This is a genomic window from Nocardioides sp. (assembly GCF_036267815.1).
Taxonomy (GTDB): Bacteria; Actinomycetota; Actinomycetes; order Propionibacteriales; family Nocardioidaceae; genus Nocardioides.
The window spans coordinates 35,771-58,309 of the sequence record NZ_DATAVI010000035.1 but is presented as its reverse complement, the minus strand read 5'-3'; the positions used below and the strand labels follow the sequence as shown (position 1 = coordinate 58,309).

20 protein-coding genes are annotated in these 22,539 nt (G+C 72.3%); 8 read left to right on the top strand and 12 right to left on the bottom strand.

Going from position 1 to position 22,539, the window contains the following annotated elements:
- Positions 1 to 21: 21 nt before the first annotated feature.
- Positions 22 to 516, top strand: coding sequence for a VOC family protein (locus VHW64_RS05620; RefSeq protein WP_329649533.1), 495 nt, complete (start codon positions 22 to 24; stop codon positions 514 to 516).
- A gap of 43 nt (positions 517 to 559) precedes the next feature.
- On the opposite strand, the gene VHW64_RS05615 is transcribed toward VHW64_RS05620, so the two are convergent.
- From VHW64_RS05615 to VHW64_RS05605, 3 genes are read right to left on the bottom strand one after another with little or no spacing between them, the layout of a single operon-like run.
- Entirely contained in the window at positions 560 to 940 is a 381-nt protein-coding gene (locus VHW64_RS05615) for a hypothetical protein (RefSeq protein WP_329649532.1), read from the bottom strand.
- The gene (locus tag VHW64_RS05610; protein ID WP_329649531.1) at positions 937 to 1,293 is read right to left on the bottom strand and encodes a hypothetical protein; all 357 of its coding nucleotides are present in this window, start codon (positions 1,291 to 1,293) and stop codon (positions 937 to 939) included. The genes VHW64_RS05615 and VHW64_RS05610 overlap by 4 nt, the downstream gene beginning before the upstream one ends.
- 45 nt (positions 1,294 to 1,338) lie before the next feature.
- The gene (locus tag VHW64_RS05605) at positions 1,339 to 2,361 is read right to left on the bottom strand and encodes an RNA polymerase subunit sigma-70 (RefSeq protein ID WP_329649530.1); all 1,023 of its coding nucleotides are present in this window, start codon (positions 2,359 to 2,361) and stop codon (positions 1,339 to 1,341) included.
- 177 nt (positions 2,362 to 2,538) lie between these two features.
- Here VHW64_RS05605 and VHW64_RS05600 point away from each other — a divergent pair, with 177 nt between their 5' ends.
- From VHW64_RS05600 to VHW64_RS05585, 4 genes are all read left to right on the top strand, one after another.
- Positions 2,539 to 3,972 (top strand): DHA2 family efflux MFS transporter permease subunit, encoded by a 1,434-nt coding sequence (locus tag VHW64_RS05600; protein ID WP_329649529.1) that lies wholly within the window; start codon positions 2,539 to 2,541, stop codon positions 3,970 to 3,972.
- Between the two features lie 44 nt (positions 3,973 to 4,016).
- A complete protein-coding gene (locus VHW64_RS05595; RefSeq protein ID WP_329649528.1) occupies positions 4,017 to 5,066 on the top strand; it encodes a maleylacetate reductase in 1,050 nt (349 codons plus the stop codon).
- Between the two features lie 72 nt (positions 5,067 to 5,138).
- The gene (locus VHW64_RS05590) at positions 5,139 to 6,026 is read left to right on the top strand and encodes a dioxygenase (protein ID WP_329649527.1); all 888 of its coding nucleotides are present in this window, start codon (positions 5,139 to 5,141) and stop codon (positions 6,024 to 6,026) included.
- A 205-nt stretch (positions 6,027 to 6,231) separates the two neighbouring features.
- Complete coding sequence (locus VHW64_RS05585; protein WP_329649526.1) at positions 6,232 to 7,677, top strand: DEAD/DEAH box helicase; 1,446 nt, start codon at positions 6,232 to 6,234, stop codon at positions 7,675 to 7,677.
- A gap of 45 nt (positions 7,678 to 7,722) precedes the next feature.
- On the opposite strand, the gene VHW64_RS05580 is transcribed toward VHW64_RS05585, so the two are convergent.
- Positions 7,723 to 9,876, bottom strand: coding sequence for a DEAD/DEAH box helicase (locus VHW64_RS05580; protein ID WP_329649525.1), 2,154 nt, complete (start codon positions 9,874 to 9,876; stop codon positions 7,723 to 7,725).
- 563 nt (positions 9,877 to 10,439) lie between these two features.
- Here VHW64_RS05580 and VHW64_RS05575 point away from each other — a divergent pair.
- On the top strand, positions 10,440 to 10,811 hold the full coding sequence (locus VHW64_RS05575) for a VOC family protein (RefSeq protein WP_329649524.1): 372 nt from the start codon (positions 10,440 to 10,442) through the stop codon (positions 10,809 to 10,811).
- Here VHW64_RS05575 and VHW64_RS05570 read toward each other — a convergent pair.
- Positions 10,808 to 11,479, bottom strand: coding sequence for a maleylpyruvate isomerase N-terminal domain-containing protein (locus VHW64_RS05570; protein WP_329649523.1), 672 nt, complete (start codon positions 11,477 to 11,479; stop codon positions 10,808 to 10,810). The two genes, VHW64_RS05575 and VHW64_RS05570, sit on opposite strands and share 4 nt — an antisense overlap.
- 163 nt (positions 11,480 to 11,642) lie before the next feature.
- Between VHW64_RS05570 and VHW64_RS05565 the strand changes: the two genes are divergently transcribed.
- Together VHW64_RS05565 and VHW64_RS05560 are read left to right on the top strand one after the other, a co-directional pair.
- Positions 11,643 to 13,568 carry a PAS domain S-box protein gene (locus VHW64_RS05565; RefSeq protein ID WP_329649522.1) on the top strand — a complete coding sequence of 642 codons (1,926 nt, stop codon included), beginning with the start codon at positions 11,643 to 11,645 and terminating at the stop codon, positions 13,566 to 13,568.
- Positions 13,569 to 13,606: 38 nt separating this feature from the next.
- On the top strand, positions 13,607 to 14,995 hold the full coding sequence (locus VHW64_RS05560; RefSeq protein ID WP_329649521.1) for a serine hydrolase domain-containing protein: 1,389 nt from the start codon (positions 13,607 to 13,609) through the stop codon (positions 14,993 to 14,995).
- A gap of 18 nt (positions 14,996 to 15,013) precedes the next feature.
- Here VHW64_RS05560 and VHW64_RS05555 read toward each other — a convergent pair whose 3' ends face one another.
- The 7 genes from VHW64_RS05555 to VHW64_RS05525 form a co-directional block, all read right to left on the bottom strand.
- A complete protein-coding gene (locus VHW64_RS05555) occupies positions 15,014 to 15,526 on the bottom strand; it encodes a hypothetical protein (protein WP_329649520.1) in 513 nt (170 codons plus the stop codon).
- Between the two features lie 62 nt (positions 15,527 to 15,588).
- Positions 15,589 to 16,479 carry an alpha/beta hydrolase gene (locus tag VHW64_RS05550; protein WP_329649519.1) on the bottom strand — a complete coding sequence of 297 codons (891 nt, stop codon included), beginning with the start codon at positions 16,477 to 16,479 and terminating at the stop codon, positions 15,589 to 15,591.
- Between the two features lie 113 nt (positions 16,480 to 16,592).
- Positions 16,593 to 17,843, bottom strand: a complete 1,251-nt coding sequence (locus VHW64_RS05545) for a hypothetical protein (protein WP_329649518.1) — start codon at positions 17,841 to 17,843, stop codon at positions 16,593 to 16,595.
- Between the two features lie 203 nt (positions 17,844 to 18,046).
- Positions 18,047 to 18,856 carry an SDR family oxidoreductase gene (locus VHW64_RS05540; RefSeq protein ID WP_329649517.1) on the bottom strand — a complete coding sequence of 270 codons (810 nt, stop codon included), beginning with the start codon at positions 18,854 to 18,856 and terminating at the stop codon, positions 18,047 to 18,049.
- A gap of 129 nt (positions 18,857 to 18,985) precedes the next feature.
- Positions 18,986 to 20,341, bottom strand: coding sequence for a transaminase (locus VHW64_RS05535; RefSeq protein ID WP_329649516.1), 1,356 nt, complete (start codon positions 20,339 to 20,341; stop codon positions 18,986 to 18,988).
- 57 nt (positions 20,342 to 20,398) lie between these two features.
- Positions 20,399 to 21,637 carry an amidohydrolase family protein gene (locus VHW64_RS05530; RefSeq protein WP_329649515.1) on the bottom strand — a complete coding sequence of 413 codons (1,239 nt, stop codon included), beginning with the start codon at positions 21,635 to 21,637 and terminating at the stop codon, positions 20,399 to 20,401.
- Between the two features lies 1 nt (position 21,638).
- Positions 21,639 to 22,490 carry an alpha/beta hydrolase gene (locus VHW64_RS05525; RefSeq protein WP_329649514.1) on the bottom strand — a complete coding sequence of 284 codons (852 nt, stop codon included), beginning with the start codon at positions 22,488 to 22,490 and terminating at the stop codon, positions 21,639 to 21,641.
- Between the last annotated feature and the right edge of the window lie 49 nt (positions 22,491 to 22,539).

Here is a 22,539-nt window from a genome sequence, read left to right as displayed (position 1 = left end):
GACTCCACCGAGGGGAGCGACATGAGCATCGACCTGGACGCCATCAACGCCGAGCGCGAGCGGATCAAGGCCGACCACCTGGCTGACGACGGCGCCCGACCGGAGAGCAGCGCCCGGGGGCTGCACCACTTCGCGCTGATCTGCTCCGACGTCCGCGCGACGATCGAGTTCTACCAGGGGATCTTGGAGTTCCCGCTCACCGAGATCTTCGAGAACCGCGACTACGCCGGTTCCAACCACTTCTTCTTCGACATCGGTCACGGCAACCTGCTGGCGTTCTTCGACCTCCCGGGCCTCGACCTCGGTCCGTACGCCGAGGTGCTCGGCGGCCTGCACCACCTCGCGATCTCGGTCACCGAGGAGCGCTGGCAGCACCTGCGCGGCAAGCTCGACGCGGCCGGCGTCGAGTACGTCGTGGAGAGCGAGAAGTCCATCTACTTCCGCGACCCCGACGGCGCCCGCCTCGAGCTCCTCGCCGACCCGCTAGGCGAGATGTACGGCACCAAGGTCCTCTGACGCCAACTCAACGAGCCCGGAGGGCCAACTCAACGAGCCCGGGTCAGCGTTGGCGGGCAAGGCGCCGGAGCCACCAGAGACCGACCAGGGGGAGCACCAGCGGGACGAAGCCGTAGCCGCTTCCGTAGTCGGACCAGACGCTCGCCCGGTCGATGTCGGAGGGGTGGCTGAGGGTGCCGATGACCAGGACGCCGCTCAGCTCGACGCAGATCGTGGCCAGGGCGAACCGCCGGTGCTCGGTCGCCAGCGCCCAGGTGGCCAGGATGTAGACGACGCCGGAGAACAGCGACAGCGAGTAGGCGACGGGTGCCTTCGAGGCCTGCGTCGCCAGCTGGACCAGCGCGCGGGCGGTCGCGGCCAGGGCGAACAGGCCATAGACGAAGACCAGCACCCGGCCGAGCCCGGTGCGGGTGGAGCTGCTCACGTGGCCCCCCACAGCTGGTGCAGGCGCAGGAACAGCACGGGGATGACGAACACCGCCACCAGCAGCACGCCGGTGCCGGCCCGGGTCCGCTCGCCGGCAGACCAGAGGAACCCGGCCGGCAGGATCAGCACCGACCCGACGAGGTAGCCGACGTAGGCCGCGACGTTGACCCCGCCGTGGTCACCGCCGACCATCACGAGCCCGACCACGAGCTGGGCGACCAGCCCGACCTCGACCAGGGCCAGCGCCGCGTAGAGATAGTCGTTGGGCAGCCGGTCGGCGACGATCAGCACGACTAGCCAGACCAGCAGAACCGCGCAGACCGCGCCCAGCACGATCTGGAGCCCGGTCACGTCGGCGAGCCTAGCCAGGGCGCCAGCCAGGTGTCGTCGAGGCCCTCAGGTCAGGATCCGTGGCAGCCCGAAGCTCGCCATCACCCCCGTCTCGAACCGGGTGACCTCGCTGACCCGGTCACCGGCGAAGCTCACGACGAGGAGCCCGTTGGCCCGCCAGGTGTCGGTGACGGGGTCGAGCGTGTACATCCCGCTGGCGGGGCAGCCGTTGGCCCGGGTGTGGACGAACCTCAGGGTGCGCCCGTGGGGATGGACGATGGCGGCGAAGAAGGCGATCGCAGCGTCGCGCCCGTGGTACTCGTAGGGGAGCGGCGGCATCCGGAGCCAGACGTCGTCGCTGAGGATCTCGACCAGCTTGGTCACGGCGTGGGCCGAGAACGCCTCGACGTACGCCGCGACCAGTCGCCGCTCCTGGGCAGAGCCCGGCTCCGGCCCCGGAGCCTGGGCCCGCTGCTCGACCAGGATCGGGTCGGCCTCGAGCCTCGCCCGCGCCCGCTTGAGCGCGCTGGTCACCGACTCCACGGTGGTGTCCAGGATCTCGGCGGCCTCCGCCGCGCGGTACCCCAGGACGTCGCGCAGCAGCAGCGCCGCGCGCTGGCGAGGCGGCAGCAGCTGGAGCGCGGTCACGAACGCCAGCGACGTCGCCTCGTGCTGCTCGACGATCGCCTCCGGGCCGGGAGCCGGGTCGGCCACCTCGAGCAGGTCGTCGGGGTACGGCGTGAGCCAGGGCACCTCGCCGTACCTCGTCGGCTCGGGGGCGGCGACGCCGTTCACCGTCGGGCTCACCTGCGGCCCCCGACGGGCCGTGGCGCGCACCGCGTCGAGGCTCCGGTTGGTCGCGATGCGGTACAGCCAGGTGCGCACCGACGACCGCTCCTCGAAGCCGCCCAGCCCTCGCCAGGCCGAGAGCAGCGTCTCCTGAAGCGCGTCCTCGGCATCCTGGAGCGAGCCCAGGACGCGGTAGCAGTGCACCAGCAGCTCATGCCGGTACGGCGCGACGAGCCCGCGGAACGCCTCCTCGTCTCCGGCGCGGGCCAGCGCCATCCGGTCAGCCTCGTCGATCTCCATGTCCTCACCTTCGCTTCTCCTCAGACCCTCTCGCAGCCCGCCGACAGAGCCGCTGGAGATGTGGACGACGGCGCGCGACCGAACTGGGCGGTCGGCGCCGGCCCAGTTCCCGGCGTACCCGCCGTCTCTCCTGTCGTACGCCGGTGCCACCTGGTCCCGACGGGAGAAGGAGCTGTGATGTCCTCGAAGGAGCACCCATCGACGACGCGCCTGACCGTGCTGCTCACGGCCGGCGCCTACCTGCTGGTGACGCTCGACGCGCTCGTCGTGGTCACCGCCCTGCCCTCGATCCATGCCGATCTCGGCGGAGGGGGCGGCTCGCTGCCATGGATCATCAACGCCTACGCCCTGACCTTCGCCGCGGGCATCATCGCCGCCTCCGCGCTGGGTGACCGTCTGGGACGCGCGCGGATGTACGCCGCGGGGCTCGTGCTGTTCAGCCTGGCGTCGGCGGCGTGTGCCCTGGCTCCCGGGCTCGGACTGCTGATCGCGTTCCGCGCGGTCCAGGGGCTGGGCGCCGCCGTGGTGATGCCGCTCGGGCTCACCCTGCTGACCTCGTCGTTCGCTGCCGAGCGGCGCGGAGCCGTGGTCGGCATCTGGGGAGGCGTCGCCGGCCTCGGCGTGGCCTCGGGGCCGCTGGTCGGGGGAGCGGTCACCGAGGGACTGGACTGGCACTGGATCTTCTGGGTCAACGTCCCGCTCGGCCTCGCCGCGGCGGTCGCCGTGCTGCGGACCCTGCCGGTGACCTACGGGCCGCGCACCCGGCTCGACCCGCTGGGGATCGTGACCGCCTCGGGCGCCATGGCCGCGCTGGTCTGGGGCGTGCTGCGCGCGCCCGACTCCGGCTGGGGCTCGGGTGAGGTCCTGGTCGCGCTCGTCGCCGGTGCCGTCCTGCTCGGGGCGTTCGTGGCGTGGCAGGCGGTCGCCCCCGAGCCGATGGTGCCCCTCGCGCTGTTCAGGTCGCAGGTGTTCTCCGCGGCGGCCTCCACGCAGTTCCTGATGGCCGCCTCGATCTTCGCCACGGCGTACCTCACCAGCGAGTTCTTCCAGGTCTCGCGCGGCGACTCCCCGCTGGCCGCCGGTGTGGGCTTCCTGCCCTGGACGATGACGCCGCTGGTCGTCGCGCCGCTCGCCGGACGGCTGGTGGACCGGATCGGCGCGCGCGCCCTGGCCGCTCCCGGTCTCGCGCTCCAGGCCGTCGGGTTCGTGTGGCTCCTCCACGAGGCGCACGACCACGCGACGTACGGCGCGTTCGTCGTCCCGTTCGTCGTGGCAGGCGTGGGGATCTCGATGGCGCTGCCGTCGGCGTCAGCCGCCGGGCTGAACGCGGCACCGCCCGCGCTGCTGGGGCGCGCCGCGGGGGTGCTGAACACCGTCCAGCAGGTCGGACAGGCGGCCGGGGTCGCCGTGGTGACGGCGGTCTTCGACGCGCACGGCTCCCTGGCCACACCGGCCGCCACGCTGTCGGGGTACGAGCCCGCATTGGTGACGGCAGCCGCGATCTCGCTGCTGGGTGCCCTGACCGCCCTCGCGATCGGTCGCCCCCCCGGCCGCCCGCTGGTCACCCCCGACAACGCCGACCCGGCCCTTCGTCACGCCGAGATCGGCTGACCCGGGTCTCCCCAAGGGGTGGTCGGGTGCGATACCAAGGACTCGTGCAGTTCGCCCACGCATGGCCCGAGCAACGAGTGCGGTTCGCGACGGGTGCCGCGGCGGAGGCGACGGCCGAGGAGGTACGACGCCTGGGCGCGACCCGGGTGATGGCCGTCGCCTCCCACCCGGCCCGGGCCCAGCCGGTGCTGGCCGGCGTGCCCGTCGTCGTCTGTCACACCGAGGTCGCCATGCACGTCCCGGTCGCGACCGCGGACCGCGCCCGCACGGTGGCCGCGGAGCACCACGCCGACGCGCTGGTGTGCGTCGGTGGCGGCTCCGCCACCGGTCTCGCCAAGGCCGTCGCACTCTCCACGGGCCTGCCGATCGTCGCCGTCCCCACGACGTACGCCGGCTCGGAGGCCACCGCCGTGTGGGGGATGACCGACCACGACGGGAAGACGACCGGGACCGACCCGGACGTGCTCCCCCGCGCCGTGGTGTACGACGCGAGCCTCACGCTCGGCCTCCCCGTCGCGCTGAGCGTCGCGTCCGGCCTCAACGCCGTGGCTCACTGCGTCGACGCGATGTGGGGACCGACCGTCGACCCGATCGACCAGACACTCGCGCTGGAGGGGATCCGGACCCTGCGCACCGGCCTTCCGCGGGTCGTCGAGGAGCCGACGGAGGTCGGCGGTCGCGAGCAGGCGCTGCTGGGGGCCTACCTGGCCGCCGTCGCCTTCGCCTCGGCCGGCTCCGGACTGCACCACAAGATCTGCCACGTGCTGGGCGGACTCTTCGGGCTCCCGCACGCGCAGACCCATGCGGTCGTGCTCCCGCACGTGCTCGCGCTGAACGCACCCGCCGTGCCCGAGCTCGACCGGCGGATGGCGCACGCTTTCGCCGCGGACTCCGCACTGGCCGGCCTGCTCGCCCTGGACGACGAGCTGGGGGCACCGCGCTCGCTGCGAGACCTGGGGCTGGCCGAGGACGACCTGCCCCGCGCCGTGGGCCCGATCGTGGCGGCTGCGTCGTCGGACAACCCGGTGCCGGTCAACGCCGAGCGCGTCGCGGCCCTGCTGCACGCCGCGTGGGAGGGGAAGGAGCCATCGTGAGGCGCGTCGCGCAGGAGGACAGGGACGAGAGGCGGGCTCCTGCCGCCTTGCCACGGAGAGCGGGCACCGAGCATGAGTGAGATCCCGGCGGAGCAGCAGGAGCGCGAGTCCGCGCTGGTCGAGCGGGTCGTCGCGTCGTTCGCGGGCACCCCGGACCCGCGCACCCGCGAGCTCGTCGAGGCCCTCACCCGTCACCTGCACGGCTTCCTGCGCGAGACCCGGCTGACCGAGCAGGAGTGGAAGCAGGCCGTCGACTTCCTGACCGCTGTCGGCCACATCACCGACGACCGGCGACAGGAGTTCATCCTGCTCTCCGACGTCCTCGGTGCGTCGATGCAGACGATCACGGTCAACAACCAGGCGTACGCCGACGCCACGGAGGCGACGGTGTTCGGCCCCTTCTTCGTCGAGGGATCGCCGGAGGTCGGCCTCGGCGGAGACGTCGCGCACGGCGCACCCGGAGAGCCCTGCTGGGTGGAAGGCACGGTGCGCGACACGGGGGGATCCCCGGTCGGTGGCGCGCGGGTCGAGGTCTGGGAGGCCGACGCCGACGGCAGGTACGACGTGCAGTACGCCGACGACCGGGTCACCGGGCGGGGGCATCTGCACAGCGACGGCCGCGGCCGCTACCGCTTCTGGGCGGTGACCCCCACGCCGTACCCGATCCCGGACGACGGACCGGTCGGCGAGCTCCTTCGCCTGACCGGTCGCTCGCCCATGCGCGCCTCCCATCTGCACCTGATGGTCGAGGCGCCCGGACACCGGACCCTGGTGACCCACGTCTTCCCGCGTGGCGACGCCTACCTGGACTCCGACAGTGTCTTCGGGGTGCGCGACTCGCTGGTCGTCGACGTCCACCAGCAGCTGCCGACCACGCCGACCCCAGACGGCCGTGCGGTGGTCGGCCCGTGGGCCCGGATCGACTTCGACATCGTCCTGGCGCCCTCGTCGGGTGGGTGAGGCAGCTCGTGCGTCGATGCGCGCGGGACGGCATACCTCGGGTAGGCTGGTGGCATCAGTTCGTCGAGCTCTCGCCGCGAATTGTCCGCATGTCGTAGCTCATACCTGCTCCGTGCGTAGCCGCCCGACGACCACGTCGGCTCCCGGCTTCGGTGAGACACCACACAGATTCGGCTTTCCTTTGTCTTCGTTCCAGTCTCTGGGCGTGCCTGCACGCCTGTCCTCGGTCCTTGCCCGTCAGGGCATCGAGACCCCCACACCCATCCAGGCCGCCACCCTGCCCGACTCCCTGGCGGGTCGCGACGTGCTCGGCCGCGGCCGCACCGGCTCCGGCAAGACCTACGCGTTCCTGCTGCCCCTGGTGGCCCGGCTCGCCGACGGTGGTCGTCCGCGACGCAGCGCTCCGCGGGCCCTGATCCTGGCGCCGACCCGCGAGCTGGTCGGCCAGATCGACGCCGCCCTCGCGCCACTCGCCGCCGCGGCCGGGCTCACCAGCCGCACCGTCTTCGGCGGAGTCGGCCAGCAGCCCCAGGTCAACGCGCTGCGCCGCGGCGTCGACATCGTCGTCGCCTGCCCCGGCCGGCTCGAGGACCTGATCGGCCAGGGCCACTGCTCCCTGGACGACGTCCAGGTCACCGTGCTCGACGAGGCCGACCACATGGCCGACCTCGGCTTCCTGCCCGGCGTACGCCGGCTCCTCGCCCGCACGCCCAAGAAGGGCCAGCGGCTGCTGTTCTCGGCCACCCTCGACAAGGCCATCGACACCCTGGTCAAGCAGTTCCTCGTCGACCCGGTCACCCACCAGGCCGACTCGGCCCAGTCGCCGGTGGCCGAGATGACCCACCACGTGCTGCACGTCGACCGCGAGCACCGCCTGCCGGTGCTGGTCGACCTGGCCAGCGCCCCGGGGCGCACGGTGGTCTTCACCCGCACCAAGTACGGCGCCAAGGCACTCGCCCGCCAGCTCAACAAGAGCGGCGTCCCGACCGTCGAGCTGCACGGCAACCTCGGCCAGGGTGCGCGGACAAGAAACATGGAGGCTTTCCACTCCGGGAAGGTCGCGGCCCTCGTCGCCACCGACATCGCGGCCCGCGGCATCCACGTCGACGACGTGTCCCTGGTGGTGCACGCCGACCCGCCGGCCGAGCACAAGGCCTACCTGCACCGCTCCGGACGCACGGCGCGCGCCGGCAACGCCGGCACCGTGGTCACCCTGATGACCTCCGAGCAGGTGCGCGACGTCCGTGACCTGACCCGCGCCGCCGGCATCAAGCCGACCACGACGCGGATCCAGGGCGCCACGCACCCGGTGCTGCTCGAGCTCGCTCCCGGCGAGCGCACCCTGGTCGCCGGCATCCTGCCCGCTGCGGATGCCGAGTCCGCGGCGACCGGATCCCGAGGCGGATCAAGAGCCGGATCAAGAGGCGGTTCCAGAGGCGGTTCCAGGGGCGGATCCGGAGGCGGCGGTGGGCGCGGACGCAACCGGCGTCGCAGCGGCTCGGGTCAGCGCGGCTCGGCCGGCGGCGGGCGCCGTCCCTCGGCGGAGTCGACGCAGCAGAAGCCGGCATCCGGTGCGCCTCGTCGGGCTCCTGCTCGCACCACCTCCGGCCGCAGCCACAGCGCCGCGTCGTTCAGCAGCGGCAAGCGCTGACACACACCTGGTGAAACGCCGAAGCGGAGAGCTCCCGCTTCGGCGTCACCGGGCCTGAAGCGCCTCGGTGAGGATGGCGGCCAGGGTCTCGACCTGGACGTCGACGGTCGAGGTCGACTCCTCGTCGGCACCGTCGAGGGCCCGAGCCGCCAGCCCGGCCTTGCTGTCGATCAGCTCGGCGATCTTGGCGTCGATGGTCTGCGCGGCGATGATCCGCCAGGCCGTGACCGGCATGGTCTGACCGATCCGGTGGACCCGGTCGATGGCCTGTGTCTGCTCGGCGTTGGTCCAGGAGAGCTCGGCCAGGACGACGTTGGACGCCACCTGGAGGTTGATGCCCACGCCGGCCGCGGTCAGCGAGCAGACGATGACCTGGGTGCCGGGGTCGTTGACGAACGAGTCGATCGCCTTGTCGCGTGCGACGCGCGTCTGGTCGCCACGGATGGACGTCGACCCGACACCGCGGCGGGCGAAGATCGCCTCGGCGGTGTCCATGACGTCGAGGTGCTTGGCGAAGAACACGACCTTGCCGGTGCTGCGCGCCAGCTGGACGGCGTAGTCGGTGGCGAGCTCGGCCTTGGCCTGGCCGATCTTGCGCACCATGGTGAAGACGTTGTCGCCCGCCCCGTCTCCGCTGCTGCGTGCCTCCGAGCCCTCGGCGACCTCGCGCTCGGCCACCCGGTGCACCAGCTCGTGGTCGATGCCGTCCTCGCCGAGCACCGACATACCGGCTCTGCGGTGCTCGAGAGCGGCGTCGTACCGGCCGACGAGCCGCTTGGCCAGCTGCTGCCCGGCCTCGCGGATGGAGCGGCCCACCGCTCCCTCGAGCTCGACCGGCAGGTCGGCGATCCGTCGTGCCGGGATGTCCGCGGCGACGTCGACCTTGCGCCGGCGCACGATGCCGAGGTCGACGACGGCCTGGCGGGCGGCGGGGTAGAAGGGGTGGTCGGCCGGCGTGAGGCCGGTCTCCTCCAGCGCCGCCATGAGTGCGACGCCGGGCTTCTTCTCCTCGATCCAGCCCAGCATCTGCCAGATGGCCCGGAAGTCGTCGATGTCGTTGATCAGCGGGGTGCCGGTCAGCGCCATCAGCAGCGGCCGCGCGACGCGCTGCCGGATGCGGTCTGAGACCTCGAGGACGTTCTGCGAGCGCTGCGACTTCTTGTTCTTGATGTAGTGCGCCTCGTCGACGACCAGACCACGGAAGCCGTGCTCACCCATCCAGCGGACGTGGCGGTCGAGCACCTCGTAGTTGACGACCACGATGTCGGCGAAGCCGTCGACGTCCTCGCCGTCGCCATGGACGACGGTGACGCTGCGGCTCGGCGTCCACATCTGGGCCTCTCGCGCCCAGTTGGTCTTCACGACGTTCGGGACGATCGCGAGCAGCGGGAACGCGCCCGCGGTCTGGGCCGCGAGGAGCGCCTGGGCGGTCTTGCCCAGGCCCGGCTCGTCGGCGAGCAGGAAGCTGCGATGGCCGTCGGCGACCGACGCGACCAGCCTGGCCTGGTGGGCCATCAGGTCCAGCCCCGGAGGCAGCAGCACCGGGCGCGCGTCGGGCAGCTCCATGCTCGCGGGCGAGCCGGGGGCGGCCTGCTCGAAGGAGTTCAGCAGCGGCTCGATCAGCTCCCACCCGGCGAGGTAGCCGTGCACACGGGGCGGTGCCTGGCTGAAGTCGGGCACCAGGAACGGGTTGGCGAGCTGGGCCTGGACGACCGACTGGGGAAGCGCGGTGCGGTCGCGGCCCACCCCGGAGAACGGGGACGGCTCGGGCTCCGGCTCGTCCTCGACCTCGATCCCCGCCTGGCGCTGCATCTCCCGCTCGAGACGACGCGTGGCGTCCGAGACGTCGGCGTCCTCCTGGAGGAGCGCGAACAACGACGGCTCACGGGTGGCGATCTGGGCGAGGATCGTCGCCAGCCCCTCGAGCCGCTTCAGCTGCGTCTCACGCTGCGCCTGGGTCAGGGAGTCGTCGTTGCGGACGTGGGCACGCTCGGCCCTGGCCAGCAGGGCCGAGGCCTGGAAGCGCGCGCGCTGTCCCGAGGTCAGCTGCCGGCTCGCCACGGCGCGCTCGACCTCGCGCACCGCCATCGCGAGCACCGGGATGATGCCCTCGTTGTCACGGTTGCGAACGCGGTTTCCCGAGCCGCGCTGCTGCCCCGACCGGGTGTTCCCGGACCGGCGACGACGCTGTGTGGCCAACCAGCCGCTCTCTTCCTCAAGCGCGAATCCCCGACACCGGCGACGAGAGTTCGTCGTCCGGCCCCCACCGTCACCGGCGGTCCTGATCTCGACGGCCCGAACCGCTGCGAACGGGCCCCCTCGGCCGTGTCGCGCCCGGACGGCGGACACCTGGCCACTGCGTGGGGGACCGGATCGGTCGGCCATGCAACGGTGCCGAGGAGCCCAGTGTACGAGGTTCGCGTCGCTTCGCACCCTCTCGGCTCGGATTTGTGTCCTGCGTCGACCGCCGAGGGTGGCAGCAGGGCCGGCGACGCCCCCTCCCCCCTCCTGGGTGCCTGGCTGCCAAATCCCCCGCTGGAGCGGGGGATTTGGCACTTCTTGGGGGCTGCAACCCCCAAGAAGTGCAAGGAGAGGCCAGGAACCCTGTGACGCATGGGACGACCGGGCGAGGAGGAACGTCGTCCGACACCGGTACGACGGCCCGTGCCGGCCAGCTTCGGACACCCGTCGATTTGTGTCGACCTCGCACGTCATGCAGACAGAGGCCGCCCGACGGGTGGCCACCGAGCGGAAGGCCGAGCATGAGCCCGCACCCCGTCGTCCACGCAGAGATCCGGTCCAGCGACCCCGACGCCACGCGGGCGTTCTTCGGCTCGCTGTTCGGCTGGACCTACCCGACCGAAGGCGCCTACCCCGGCTACACGTTCGTCGACACCGGTGTGCCGGACGCGCTCTACACCGCGATCAGCCCGCTCCAGGGCGACGGCGACCTGGTCACGTTCTTCGTGGGCGTCGACGACATGGCAGCCTCGATCGCCGAGACCACCCGCCTCGGCGGCCGCGTGGTCCAGGAGCCGGTGCGCGTCCCCGGCGTGTCCTTCGCGCTGATCGCCGACCCCCAGGGGCACGTCGTCGGCCTGGCCCAGCAGCTCGCCGAGGACGCAGGGGCCTAGAGAGAGAGCGGCAGCGCTCCTGCCAGGTGGCCCGCTCCCTCGGGGAGCGGGCGTCGACCGAGTGCGACCAACGCCGCCTCCTCGTCGTCCCAGTCGGCGGGGAGGTCGGCGTCGGCCAGGGCCTCGACGGTCCGGCGTACGACGCCCAGGGAACCCGCGGTCGGGTGGCCGGCGTCAGCGCCCAGGTCGAGCTGATGGACGGCGAGCTCGACCACCCAGGTCGCCAGGAAGTCACCGCTGGTCATCGCCTTGGCCTGGAACAGCACCGCGTGGTCCGGCATCCGGGCCAGCGCGAGCCGGCCGGTGCCCACCACGTCGGTGAGGTGTCGCAGCGCCCCCGACGGCCGCTGGTACGCCGCAGCGGTGCGCCGCATCCACAGGATCGCCGGCACGGCCGCATCGGGGCCGTCGTCGACGTCCGCGAACGAGGACCAGTACGACGCGGCGTCGTGGTCCGGCGCGTCGTCGACCAGGGCGGCGCAGACGCCGACCATCTCCTCGAGCCCCGCGCGCACGTGGACGACGACGTCGAGTCGGCTCCATCCGTGGACGAGCGAGGCGCCGAGCAGGTCGTACTCCGAGAACGACCCGGCCGCCCGGACGAACTCCGTGGTCTGCTCCAGCAGCAGCTCGACCGCGGTGCTGTGGTCGTAGTGGAGCGGGCGCACCTCAGCCCCGAGTCGCCTGTGTCGTGATCCGCGCCAGGGTGTGCGTCGCTGCATGGGTGATCATGGGCGTGAGCGTAGGCGCGCACGCAGACACCGGGCGCCCGGTGCGGACATGTTCGGCGCGATCCGGGGAACTAGACCGAGAACAAGGAGGTGCGTCCTCGTGTCGGAACTGCCGCGACCCTGCGTCGTCCTGGTCGACGACTCTCGGGAGGTTCGCGCGGTCATCCGCCGTCTGCTGGAGGCGTCGGGCTTCGAGATTGTCGGCGAGGGCGGCGACGGCGATGAGGCGATCGTCCTGGCGCTCCGGCACCAGCCCGACCTCCTGCTCCTGGACACCAGCATGCCGAAGGTCGACGGCATCGAGGCGCTTCCGGCGATCCTCGCGATCAGTCCCGAGACCAAGGTGGTCATGTTCACCGGCTTCGAGGAGCCCGGTCTAGCGGCTCGCGCACGCGAGCTGGGCGCCGCCGACTTCGTCGAGAAGTCGCTGCTGATCGAGGACCTCCCCGAGCGGCTGATGCGGGTCGTCGAGTCGGCGGTGCCAAGGGACGGACCCGTCGTGCCCACGCGTCCGCGGGCGGTGCCCGAGCACCCGGTGCACGCCGAGGAGCGGGCGGTGCTCCACGAGCACGTGCAGCAGTTCCGCGAGCTCTTCGACAGGGCCGAGATCGGGATGGCGACCGTGACCTCGAGCGGGTCCATCGTCAGAGCCAACCGAGCGCTGGCCGCGCTGATGTCGTGCTCGCCGTACGACCTCATCGGCGTCGACTACGGCCGCCTCACCGTCGGTCGCGGCGACGAGCTCGACCGTCATCTGGAGGCGATCTGCTCCCGCGGAGCGGATCTGCGGGCCATGGAGCACGAGGTGCCCTCTCCGCCAGGCGTCGAGGGAGCCCGGTTCGTGCGCGCGACCCTGGCTCCGATCCGCGACTCGCGCCACCACGTCCTCTATGTCTTCGCCCAGGTGCAGGACGTCACCGCCCAGCGAGCCGTCGAGAGCGACCTGCGGCGCAGCGAGGAGAACTTCCGCCGCCTCGTGACGGCGGTCGAGGAGTACGCGATCTTCCTGCTCGACCTCGAGGGCACGGTGATCAGCTGGAACTCCGGCGCCCAGCGGATCAAGGGCTATACGTCGAGCGAGATCGTGGGCCAACACTTCCGGGTCTTCTACCCCCGCGAGGAGCAGGACGCCCAGCATCCCGAGCGCAACCTCGAGCTGGCGCTGCGCGACGGGAGCCACGCGGAGGAGGGTTGGCGGTTGCGCAAGGACGGCAGCCGCTTCTGGGCGATGGTCGTCATCACGCCGGTCTACGACGAGGCCGGGCAGCACGTGGCGTTCGCGAAGGTGACCCGCGACCAGACCCGGCAGCGCGAGCTCGATGAGGAACGGCGCGACTTCGCCGACCAGCGCGACCACCTCCTGTCGATGACGGCCCACGAGCTGCGCACGCCGACGGCGGTGATCGACGGGTCCGCGAGCGTACTGCGCGCGTCGTGGGACGAGCTGTCGACCGGCGATCGTGACGAGTTCCTGCGGGCGATCCGCAGTGGGGCGACCCGCCTGCGTCGGCTTGCCAGCGACATGTCGATGGCGGCGGCCGCGACCGGCGACCCGCTGCCGCTGCACCTGGAGGAGGTCTCGCTGACCGATCTGCTGCGCAGCGCCGCCGGTCGGGCTCAGGCGGCGGGCGTCGACATCCACGTCGAGACGGAGATCGCGCGTGAGGGTGTGTTCGAAGGGGACTCCGTCCGGCTCGGGCAGGCGCTCGACAACCTCCTGGACAACGCGGTCCGTCACGGTCGAGCACCGGTCTGCCTCGTGGGCGAGGTCGGAGACGCGATCTCGATCCGGGTCACCGATGGCGGGCCCGGGGTCCCGGCGGACCTGGAGCCCCGGCTCTTCGAGCGGTTCGCAGTCGGCGACTCGGGCGGCACGGGGCTCGGGCTCTACTTCGTGCGCGAGATCGCCGGGCGACACGGCGGTGACGTCACCTACCGGGCGCCGACCGAGGATGCACCCACCACCCTGGCGATGAGCTTCCCCCTGGTCCAGGTCTCCGACCGGCGCGGACGTCGCGGCTCGTGACCCTGGGCAGGACGCGGCATCGCTGACAGCATGATCCGGTGACGACGTTGGCCGACCTGTCCGACTGGCTCTCCGAGCGACTGCCGGCATTGCTCGAGCAGCACGACGTCCCGGCGGCCGGCGTGGCGGTGCTGGCCGAGGGCGACGTCGTCGAGCACGCGGCGGGCATCCTCAGCAGACGCACCATGGTCGGGGCCACGGTCGAGTCCGTGTTCCAGATCGGGTCGGTCACCAAGCTCTGGACCAGCTCCCTGGTGATGCAGCTGGTCGACGAAGGCCGGGTCGACCTCGACGCGAGGGTCCGCACCTACCTCCCGGAGTTCCGGATCGCCGACGAGGACGCGGCGAGCCGGGTGACGGTGCGCCAGCTCCTCACCCACACCGCCGGCTTCGAGGGCGACATCTTCACCGACACCGGAGTGGGTGACGACTGCATCGAGAAGTACCTCGACGTCCTGCACGACGTCCCGCAGCTGTTCCCGCCCGGCGCCATGTGGTCCTACAACAACGCCGGGTTCAGCGTCCTGGGCCGGCTGGTCGAGGTCCTCCGCGAGAAGCCGTACGACGTGTGTCTGCGTGAGCGCCTGATCGACCCGCTCGGCATCACCCACGCGGCGACCAGCCCCTACGAGGCGATCCTGTTCCGCGCCGCGGTGGGTCACATCCAGCCGGCCCAGGACGCGGCGTACGAGCCGGCGACGGTGTGGGCCCTGTCGCGGTCCAACATCCCGGCCGGCTCCATGCTCGCGATGAGTGCGCGTGGCCTGCTCGCGTTCGCGCGGATGCAGCTCGAGGACGGCCGGGCGCCCGACGGCACGCAGGTCCTGGCGCCGGGGACGGCCGCCCACATGCAGGCACGCCAGGTGGGGCTGCCCTACCTCGGCTTCCTCGGCACGTCATGGGGCCTGGGCTTCGAGCGGTTCGACACCGATGCGGGCGACATCGTGGGTCACGACGGCAACACGATCGGCCAGGCGGCGTTCCTCAGGATGGTGCCCGATGCCGGGGTCGCCGTGGCTCTGCTCACCAACGGTGGCAACGCCGCGGCGCTGTACGCCGACGTCGTGGGCCACGCCCTGGCCGAGCTGACCACGACGCGGCTGCCCGGCCTGCCACGGCCGCCCGCCCGACCCGGGCCGATCGATGCGACGGCGTACGCAGGCACCTACTCCTGCGACGTGGCCGACCTGGTCGTCAGCCAGGGTGACGACGGACGCGTCTGGCTCGACGAGATCCCGAAGGGCATCGCCGTGGAGTTCGGGGATGTCCCGAGCCGCACCGAGCTCGTGCACTACCGCGACACGACCCTGGTCGCGCTGCACCCGGATCGCGGGATGCACCGGCTCTACGCGTTCCTCGGCGACGACGGCGCCGGTCGTCCGGCGTACCTCCACGCCGGGCGGGCGCTGGTCCGCGCTGCGTCGTGACGCCGCGCAGACCGGGGCTCAGGCGATCGCGCGTCCGCGGGGGTCGTGGGTGGCCACCGGCCAGTCCTCGCGGGCCCAGGCGAGACCCTCGTCGACGGCTCGGCCGATCTCGTCGCGCGCGGCCCGGACGGCCTCCAGGTCATCGGCCATGGCCGACGCGCCAGGAGCGTCGGACGAGGCGAGGTAGTCGCCCAGGTCGCCCAGGAACGCCGTGAGCCAGCCGACGGGATCCGGCGGCATGGCCGGCTCGAAGGTGCGGCTCCCGGGCTCGCCGTCCGGCATCGACGGGTGCCAGTGCATCCGGTCGGCGGCGCCGGCCGCCGACTCCAGGAGGTCGATGCGACACAACGCCGGGTCGAGGCTCGCCGAGTCGGAGACGTAGATCGAGCCGTGTGAGGACCACCGGGCCGGCCGGATCTCGATGCGCACGCCGCGCTCCCGCGCGTCCGGGGTACCGGCGACCTCGGGGTCGAGGAAGTCGATCCGGGCCACTGCCACGGCGAGATGGTCGAAGACCCATACGCGTTCCATGCCGCGAGCCTGGCATGCCGCGCCCGCCGTCTCAACCGTGACGACCTCGCCTGGAGCATCGCTCAGAGCAGTCGGTGGGCCTGGCCGGCCGTGTGGCGGAGCACGGCCGGCACCACGACGTCCCAGGCCGGCGCCGGAGGCACCTCGTGACCCATCCCGGGCACGACGAGGAGCGTCGCGCCGCGGATCGCCTCTGCCAGGGCTCGGCCGTGGGGGAGCGGGAAGAGCGGGTCCTCGGAGCCGTGCACCACCAGCGTCGAGACGGTGATCCGGCGTACGTCGAGTGGCTCGAGCTCGGCGTCGGCCTCGTCGTCCTCGCCGACGACGAGCCAGTGGTTGGCGGCTGCCGCCGGGTCATGGCTGCGGGCGTGGACGCCGAGCGCCACTGCGCGCACGCGGGGCTCGTCGAGCCCGATCGACCCTGCGTAGGGACGCTGGCCCGCCACGACCCAGTCGGCGTAGCCGGCGGCGTCCGACCAGTCCGGCTCGGGCGGCGGGGAGCCGAAGGACGCCCGGAGGTCGGCGGTGGGACCCGGGAGCTGCTCGGAGTCGGTGCCGCCGACCGACGTCGTCGAGACCAGCGTCAGGCTCGCCAGGAGGTCGGGCCGGCGCAGAGCCAGGACCTGGGCGATCGCGCCGCCCATGGAGACTCCCACGAGATGAACCTCTCCGAGTCGGAGAGACTCGATGAGCCCGAGGCAGTCGCGGGTGAGCTGCATCCCGCCGTACCCGGGCGACCCGGGGTGCCCGGTCGTCGACTCGCCGGTGTCGCGGTGGTCGTAGCGGACGACGTGTCGCCGGCCAGCGGCCAGCCGGCGGCACAGGTCGTCGTCCCACCAGTCCATGGAGGCGGCCGCTCCCGCGACGAGCAGGACGGGGGGATCGACAGGGTCGCCGAACGTCTCGACGCACAGCTCGACGTCGCCGACCCGCACCATCCGACGACAGCTCACGGCAGCACCCTGCCAGGACCCGCGGCATCGGGGGAAGGCGAGGTGCGGGAGGCCTGGCCACCAGGGTCGAGGTCGCTGCGGCAGGATCGCGAGGGGCGTCAAGGGCCAGAAGCTCAGGCGGTGGCCGGGACCCAGATCCCGACCAGCCTGTCGAAGCAGCTCGCCTTGCTGGCATCGGTCCAGTAGCCGGCGTGGATGTGCCCGGTGAGAAGCAGGTGTCTCACGGCGATCTCCTGGTCGAGGTACCTCACGGACTCCGGAGCCCGGCCGGTCGCGATGTCGTCGGCCGCCCCTGCGCCGCCGGTCGGAACGACGTCCGCCGCACCCGCACCAGTGTCGTCGCCGTCCTTGAGGTTCGAGGCGAACACGTCGGCCTGGTTGAAGACGTTGGTCCACGCGAGCCCAGGGTTGCGCGCCGCACGACCGTCGACGTACTCCGGGGCGTACAGCCGAACCAGGTCCAACGGACAGCCGATGGTGACCATCGTGTCGATCGACTGGGCCGGTACGACGCCGACCAGGGAGGTGGTGCGCGGGAACATCGCCTCGTAGGTCGCCAGGCTGCCGAAGCTGTAGCCGAGCAGATGGATCGGGCCGATCCAGTGTCCGTCGGTCAGGTCGTTGACGGCGTGGTCGAGGCGTCTGGTGATGGTGTCGGCCAGGACGTCCTCGTTCTTCGCGAAGCGGATCAGGCTCTCGGTGAGCAGGGCCAAAGCCAGGAGGTCCTTGCGCAGCTTCGCCCAGGTGATGGTCAGGCCCAGGGACGAGATGCCGAGCGTCCAGGCAGCGACCTTGTCCTCCGCGCCGAACGTCTTGTCCAGCCATCCCACCTGGAGTCCGAGGGTCGTCAACAGGGCCACGAAGGCGACGAGGGCGGCGACGACCAGTGCAAGCGCACACGACAGACCCAGCACGAGCTGGAGCTTGGTCCGGGCCGTCTTCGCCGGTCTCCGGAGGGCACCGACCCACCACAGGATGCCTTGGAGGGCCAGGAACCCGGCCTTGATCGCGCCCGGGCCGACCGAGGGCGCGAACGCGGTCGGGGACTCCTCGAGGGCGGCTCGGTAGTCGAGCTGGAAGAGCTGGAGCACCGGCTTGCGATCAGGGCCCAGCACGGTCTTGCTCGCGGTCAGGCCGGTGGGGGTGACGACGTCGTGGCTCGCCTCGGCGGTGAACCTGTGCGCGGAGTCCCTCAGGTCCAGCGACTTCGCGATCATGTCCGCGACCGTGTCCGCGGTGTTCTTGGCCGACCTGCCAAGACCCGGGAGGTAGATCAGCACCGGGATCGGGTTGTCCGGCACTCGCTCGAACGTCGTGCCGGTCTCTGCCGCCGTGGTCTGCGGGTCGTGCTGCGAGCTCCTCATGACCAGACTCTCCGTTCGTGTCGCCCTGCGACTCCCCCTGCGACGCAGGAGCGAGCCGGGCCGGTCGAGGTGGCTCTCCGGATGCTTCCCGCGTCCGACAGTAGGCAGGTGCGTCCGGCTTCGCGTCGTTCTCGAGAGCGATCTCCTCGCGCGCGAACGACCGGTGAGTTGCCGGGCTCGGCGCCGCGGCGCTCACCCCGGGGTCAGCGGGTGGCGATGTGGAAGGTCTCGGTGTGTCCGTCGACCGCCACGACCTGGCCGTTGACCATCGAGGCCTGCGGCGAGGCCAGGAACGCGCACAGCTCGGCGATCTCGGCCGGCCTGACGAACCGCGGGATCGACTGGGCCTCGGCGTACTCCCGCTCGACGACGTCGGATGAGACCCCCCGCGCCGCGGCCTCGGCGGCGATGACCCGACCCATCCGCGGACCCTCGACCGAACCCGGTGCCACCGCGTTGGCGCGGATGCCGAACGGGCCGACCTCGACGGCCAGGGACTTGGTGAAGCCGATCACGGCCCACTTCGCGGCGGCGTACGGCGTGCGCATGCCGTAGCCGAAGAGCCCGGCCGTGGACGAGATGCCCACGATCGCGCCCGACCCCTGCCGCTTCATGTGCGGCACGACGAGCCGCGCCATCAGGAAGTGGCTGTCGAGGGTGACGGCGAGGCACTGCCGCCAGGCCTCGGGGCCGATGTCCTCGACGCGCGCGGTCGGGCCGGCGACACCGGCGTTGTTCACCAGGACGTCGACCCCTCCCCAGCGGTCGACGACCGCGCGGACCCAGCGCTCGGTGTCGGCGGCGTCGGACACGTCGCCGACCACGCCGTACCGCTCGGGGTCGGCCTCGACGGCGGTGCGCACGGCGTCCTCGTCGTTGTCGCAGACGCTCACCTGTGCGCCATCGGCTCGGAATCGGTCGGCGATCGCGGCGCCGATCCCGGAGGCGCCGGCGCTGACGAGCACTCGGAGCGGCTGGTCCGTGGTCATCTCGGCGACCTGCTGGGCGTCCATGCGGCTACCCTGCCGCATCGGCGCCGGACTTCTTGGCCTCTCTTGTCACTTCCCGGGGGTTGCAGCGGCCAGGAAGTGCCAAATCCCCCGCCTCAGCGGGGGATTTGGCAACCAACCACCAGCCAAGGGTCAGGTCAGCTCGCCGACGAGGGCGGCGTAGGCCGCGACGTAGGCGTCGACGTCGTCGTCCGTCGCCGCGACCGAGCACGTCGGCCCGGCGCCGACGATGGCGTCCCACACGCCGCGGTTGGCGAGGTAGACCCGCGCGAGGCGACGCATCGGCACGTCGAGGCTTGCCAGCGCCTCGCTCGCCGTCCGCGGCATGCTCGGGCCGAACGTGAACCCCGAGCGCGGCCAGAACCGATGGGTGGTCCACGCCAGTCCGGCCCCGGCGGCGACCTTCGACAGCCCGTCGGCGAGCCGGCCGCCGAGGCGCTGGCTGTGGGCGTACGCCTCGTCGGTCAGCACCTCGCTCATGGTGGCCCGGGCCGCCGCCATCGAGACGGGGTTGCCGAAGAGCGTGCCGCCGACCGCGACCTGGGGCTTGTCGTCGTCGCGACCACCCGGTCGCTGGAGGGCCGACGCGACCTCGGCGGTCATGCCGTAGGCGCCCAGCGGGATGCCCGCTGCGATGGACTTCCCGACGGTCACGAAGTCCGACTCGAGCGCCCACATCCGGGTCAGTCCGCCCGGGCCGACGACCTGGGTGTGCGTCTCGTCGTAGGCCAGGAGGGTGCCCGTGGCCCGGGTCAGCTCGCGCAGGCCGGCGTGGAAGCCGTCGTCGGGCATCAGCAGGCCCACGTTGTTGGTCAGGGCCGGCTCGGTGATGACGACGGCCACCTCGCGGGTCGCCAGCGCCCGCTCCAGGGCCGCCAGGTCGTTGAACGGGACGACGAGGGTCCGGGTGGTGACGTCGCGCGGCAGACCACCCTCCTCCGGCACGAGCCGGCCGTCCTCCAGCTCGACCAGGACGTCGTCGAAGTGACCGTGGTACTTGCCGTCGAAGACCAGCACCTTCTCCCGTCCGGTCGAGGAGCGGGCGATCCGGAGGACCTCGGTGTTGGCGCTCGTCGCCGACAGGGTGAACTGCCACCAGGGCAGGCGGTAGCGCCGGGCGAGCTCGCCGGCCACCCAGACCGAGTCCTCGGTCGGCAGCAGGTACTGCGACCCCAGGGCCACCTGGCTGCTCACCGCCGCGACGACGGGAGCCGAGCCGTAGCCGGTGAACATCGACATGTCCGCGATGTTGAAGTCCGCGTACTCGTGGCCGTCGACATCACGCAGCCGCGACCCGGCAGCCGACCCGATGAACAGCGGCGGATGGTCGTACGACGTGCGCAGCCAGCTCATCGGCACGCCGTTGGGCATCACGCGCTGCCCCGAGCCCCACAGCTCCAGGCTGCGTGGGCGCGCCGCGACGAAGGCCGCGTCCTCCCGCTGCTTGAGCGTGGCCACTCGGGCCGGGTCCACGCCTGATCCCCCCACGCAGGGCAGCGTAGGGCACCGGCGCGGTGGCGGTCCTGCGTCGTCAGCCGGGACCGGTCAGCCCGGGCCGGGCAGGGAGAACGTCGTCTCCGCGGACGACGCCGCGACCAGGCGCCCGGAGGCCACGACGTACGCCGGCGCCTCGTGATGGGCGAGCACCGGTCGCAGCCGCTCGTGCCGATGGACGACGAGGTCGGCGTTGCCGCCGACCTCGAGTCGGTGACCCGTGAGGCCGAGCACGGTCGCGGCGGTCGTCGTGACAGCGTCGTAGACGAGGTCGATCCCGGCGGTGTCGACCGCCCCGAGCGCGTGCGCGCCCAGGAACGCGACCTCGGTCATGTTGTGGCGGCCGAAGGGGTAGAAGGCGTCCTCGATGTCGTCCTGCCCGAGCGCGACCGGCAGCCCCATCGCGGTCAGCTCGCGGACCGGAAGGTGCAGGGGCCCGGTGTGCGGGTCGCTGACGAACCCGAGCCCGGCGCGCCTGGCCAGCCCTGCGAGACGTTCGAGGGACGGGCGGGGGTAGAGGCCGACGGCTCGGGCGTGGTGGGCGACGCCGCGCCCGACGAGACCGTGCGCGAGCATCGCCTCGGCCAGCATCTGGGTCGTGTGCAGCGTCGGGTCGCCGGCGTCGTCGACGAGCATCGCCACCCCCCGGTCGTGGGCGGCGGCGAGCTCGCACATCCGGCGCACGTGCTCGCGCGCCTCGGCGTCGGTGTGCTCGACCCACGGGATGCCGCCGACCACGTCGGCACCGAGGTCCACGGCCTCGCCGACCAGCTCCTCGGCTCCCGGGTCGCAGAGCAGCCCGTCCTGCGGGAACGCCACGACCTTCAGGTCGACGACGCCGCGGAGCTCCTCGCGCAGTGCGAGCAGGGGGATCACACCTTCGAGGCCTGCCGAGGTGTCGACGTCGGCGAACGCCAGGACGTGTCGCACGCCGAACCGCACCGCCTGCATCAGCGCGGCCCGCGCGTTCGGCTCGATCCACGACCGGTCGTAGTCCGCCTTCACCGCCGACGCGAGCTCGATCGAGTGCAGCGCCGAGCCCATCTGGCCCGAGGTGTACGCCGTCAGCGCGGCGTCGCCGGCCCGGTCCAGCGTGTGCACCTTGTCGAGGTGGAGGTGGGCGTCGACGAAGCTCTCGGTGACCAGTCCGCCGGCGGCGTCGAGCTCGTCGCGACCGGTCAGCGTGTCCTGGGTGAGGGCGGCGACGCGACCGTCGTCGATCCCGACGTGCCAGCGACCCGCACGGCCGCGCAGCGTCGCGTCGGCGACGACGAGCTGGTGCGCGGGCAACTCAGCGAGCCCCGCTCGCCGGCCCGACGAGCCGGTCCATCGCCTCCACGACCGACCCGGGGGACTCGTGCCACACGAAGTGCCCGGCCCCCGGCACGACGGTGCTCCAGGCGCCCGGGATGCGCTCGGCGCTGTCGGTGCCGGCGGTGGTGGGCATCGGGCTCAGCTCGCCCACGACCACGCCGACCGGGGTCGTCAGGGAGGGCAAAGAGGACTCGAGCTCCGGCAGGCGCGCGACGACGTCGCCGTACAGTCCGGTGTTCGCCGCTGCGGAGAACTCCACCGGTGGCATCGCCGGCGCGGAGGCCGGGTCGGCGAAGTACGACGGCCAGAACATCGAGAGAGCCTCGTGTGACTCCTCGGTGGTGGCCTCGCCGGCCATCTCCTTCTCGTCCAGCGCCTGCGCCAGGGCCTGCTGCTCCTCGGGCAGGCGCGCCACCATCTCGGCGCCGAACGCCGCCATCCCGCCGTCGCCGACGGCCCCCAGCGGGTCGACCGACAGCACGCCGTCGATGCGCCGGGGGATGGCCGCGGCTGCGTGGAAGACCAGGTGTCCCCCCCACGAGTGGCCCATGAGGTAGGCCGTGTCCCAGCCGAGGCCGTCCAGGACCGCGACGATGTCGGAGACCGCCTCGGCGACGGTGAACTCGCCGTCCTCGGTCGACGGGGCCAGCCCCCGCTGCTGGAAGGTCGCGACGTGATACCTCGTCGCGAGCTCGGCGACGGCGTCGTCGAGATAGCCGTAGCCCATGCCCGGTCCGCCGTGGATCGCCAGGACGCGGGGGCCCTCGCCCGCCGTCCACCCCGAGAGCTCGCCGGACCCGGTGTCGACCGTGAAGGTGGTTCGCTCCATAGCCGCACCTTAGGGCCCACCGGGTCGTCCGCTCCACGACGACGCGGGG

What these genes read in the sequence shown, in the direction of transcription:
- VHW64_RS05620 (WP_329649533.1), top strand. Translation starts at nt 22, where the DNA reads ATGAGCATCGACCTGGACGCCATCAACGCCGAGCGCGAGCGGATCAAG.
- VHW64_RS05605 (WP_329649530.1), bottom strand. Translation starts at nt 2,361, where the DNA reads ATGGAGATCGACGAGGCTGACCGGATGGCGCTGGCCCGCGCCGGAGAC.
- VHW64_RS05600 (WP_329649529.1), top strand. Translation starts at nt 2,539, where the DNA reads ATGTCCTCGAAGGAGCACCCATCGACGACGCGCCTGACCGTGCTGCTC.
- VHW64_RS05590 (WP_329649527.1), top strand. Translation starts at nt 5,139, where the DNA reads ATGAGTGAGATCCCGGCGGAGCAGCAGGAGCGCGAGTCCGCGCTGGTC.
- VHW64_RS05575 (WP_329649524.1), top strand. Translation starts at nt 10,440, where the DNA reads ATGAGCCCGCACCCCGTCGTCCACGCAGAGATCCGGTCCAGCGACCCC.
- VHW64_RS05555 (WP_329649520.1), bottom strand. Translation starts at nt 15,526, where the DNA reads ATGGAACGCGTATGGGTCTTCGACCATCTCGCCGTGGCAGTGGCCCGG.
- VHW64_RS05545 (WP_329649518.1), bottom strand. Translation starts at nt 17,843, where the DNA reads ATGAGGAGCTCGCAGCACGACCCGCAGACCACGGCGGCAGAGACCGGC.
- VHW64_RS05540 (WP_329649517.1), bottom strand. Translation starts at nt 18,856, where the DNA reads ATGGACGCCCAGCAGGTCGCCGAGATGACCACGGACCAGCCGCTCCGA.
- VHW64_RS05525 (WP_329649514.1), bottom strand. Translation starts at nt 22,490, where the DNA reads ATGGAGCGAACCACCTTCACGGTCGACACCGGGTCCGGCGAGCTCTCG.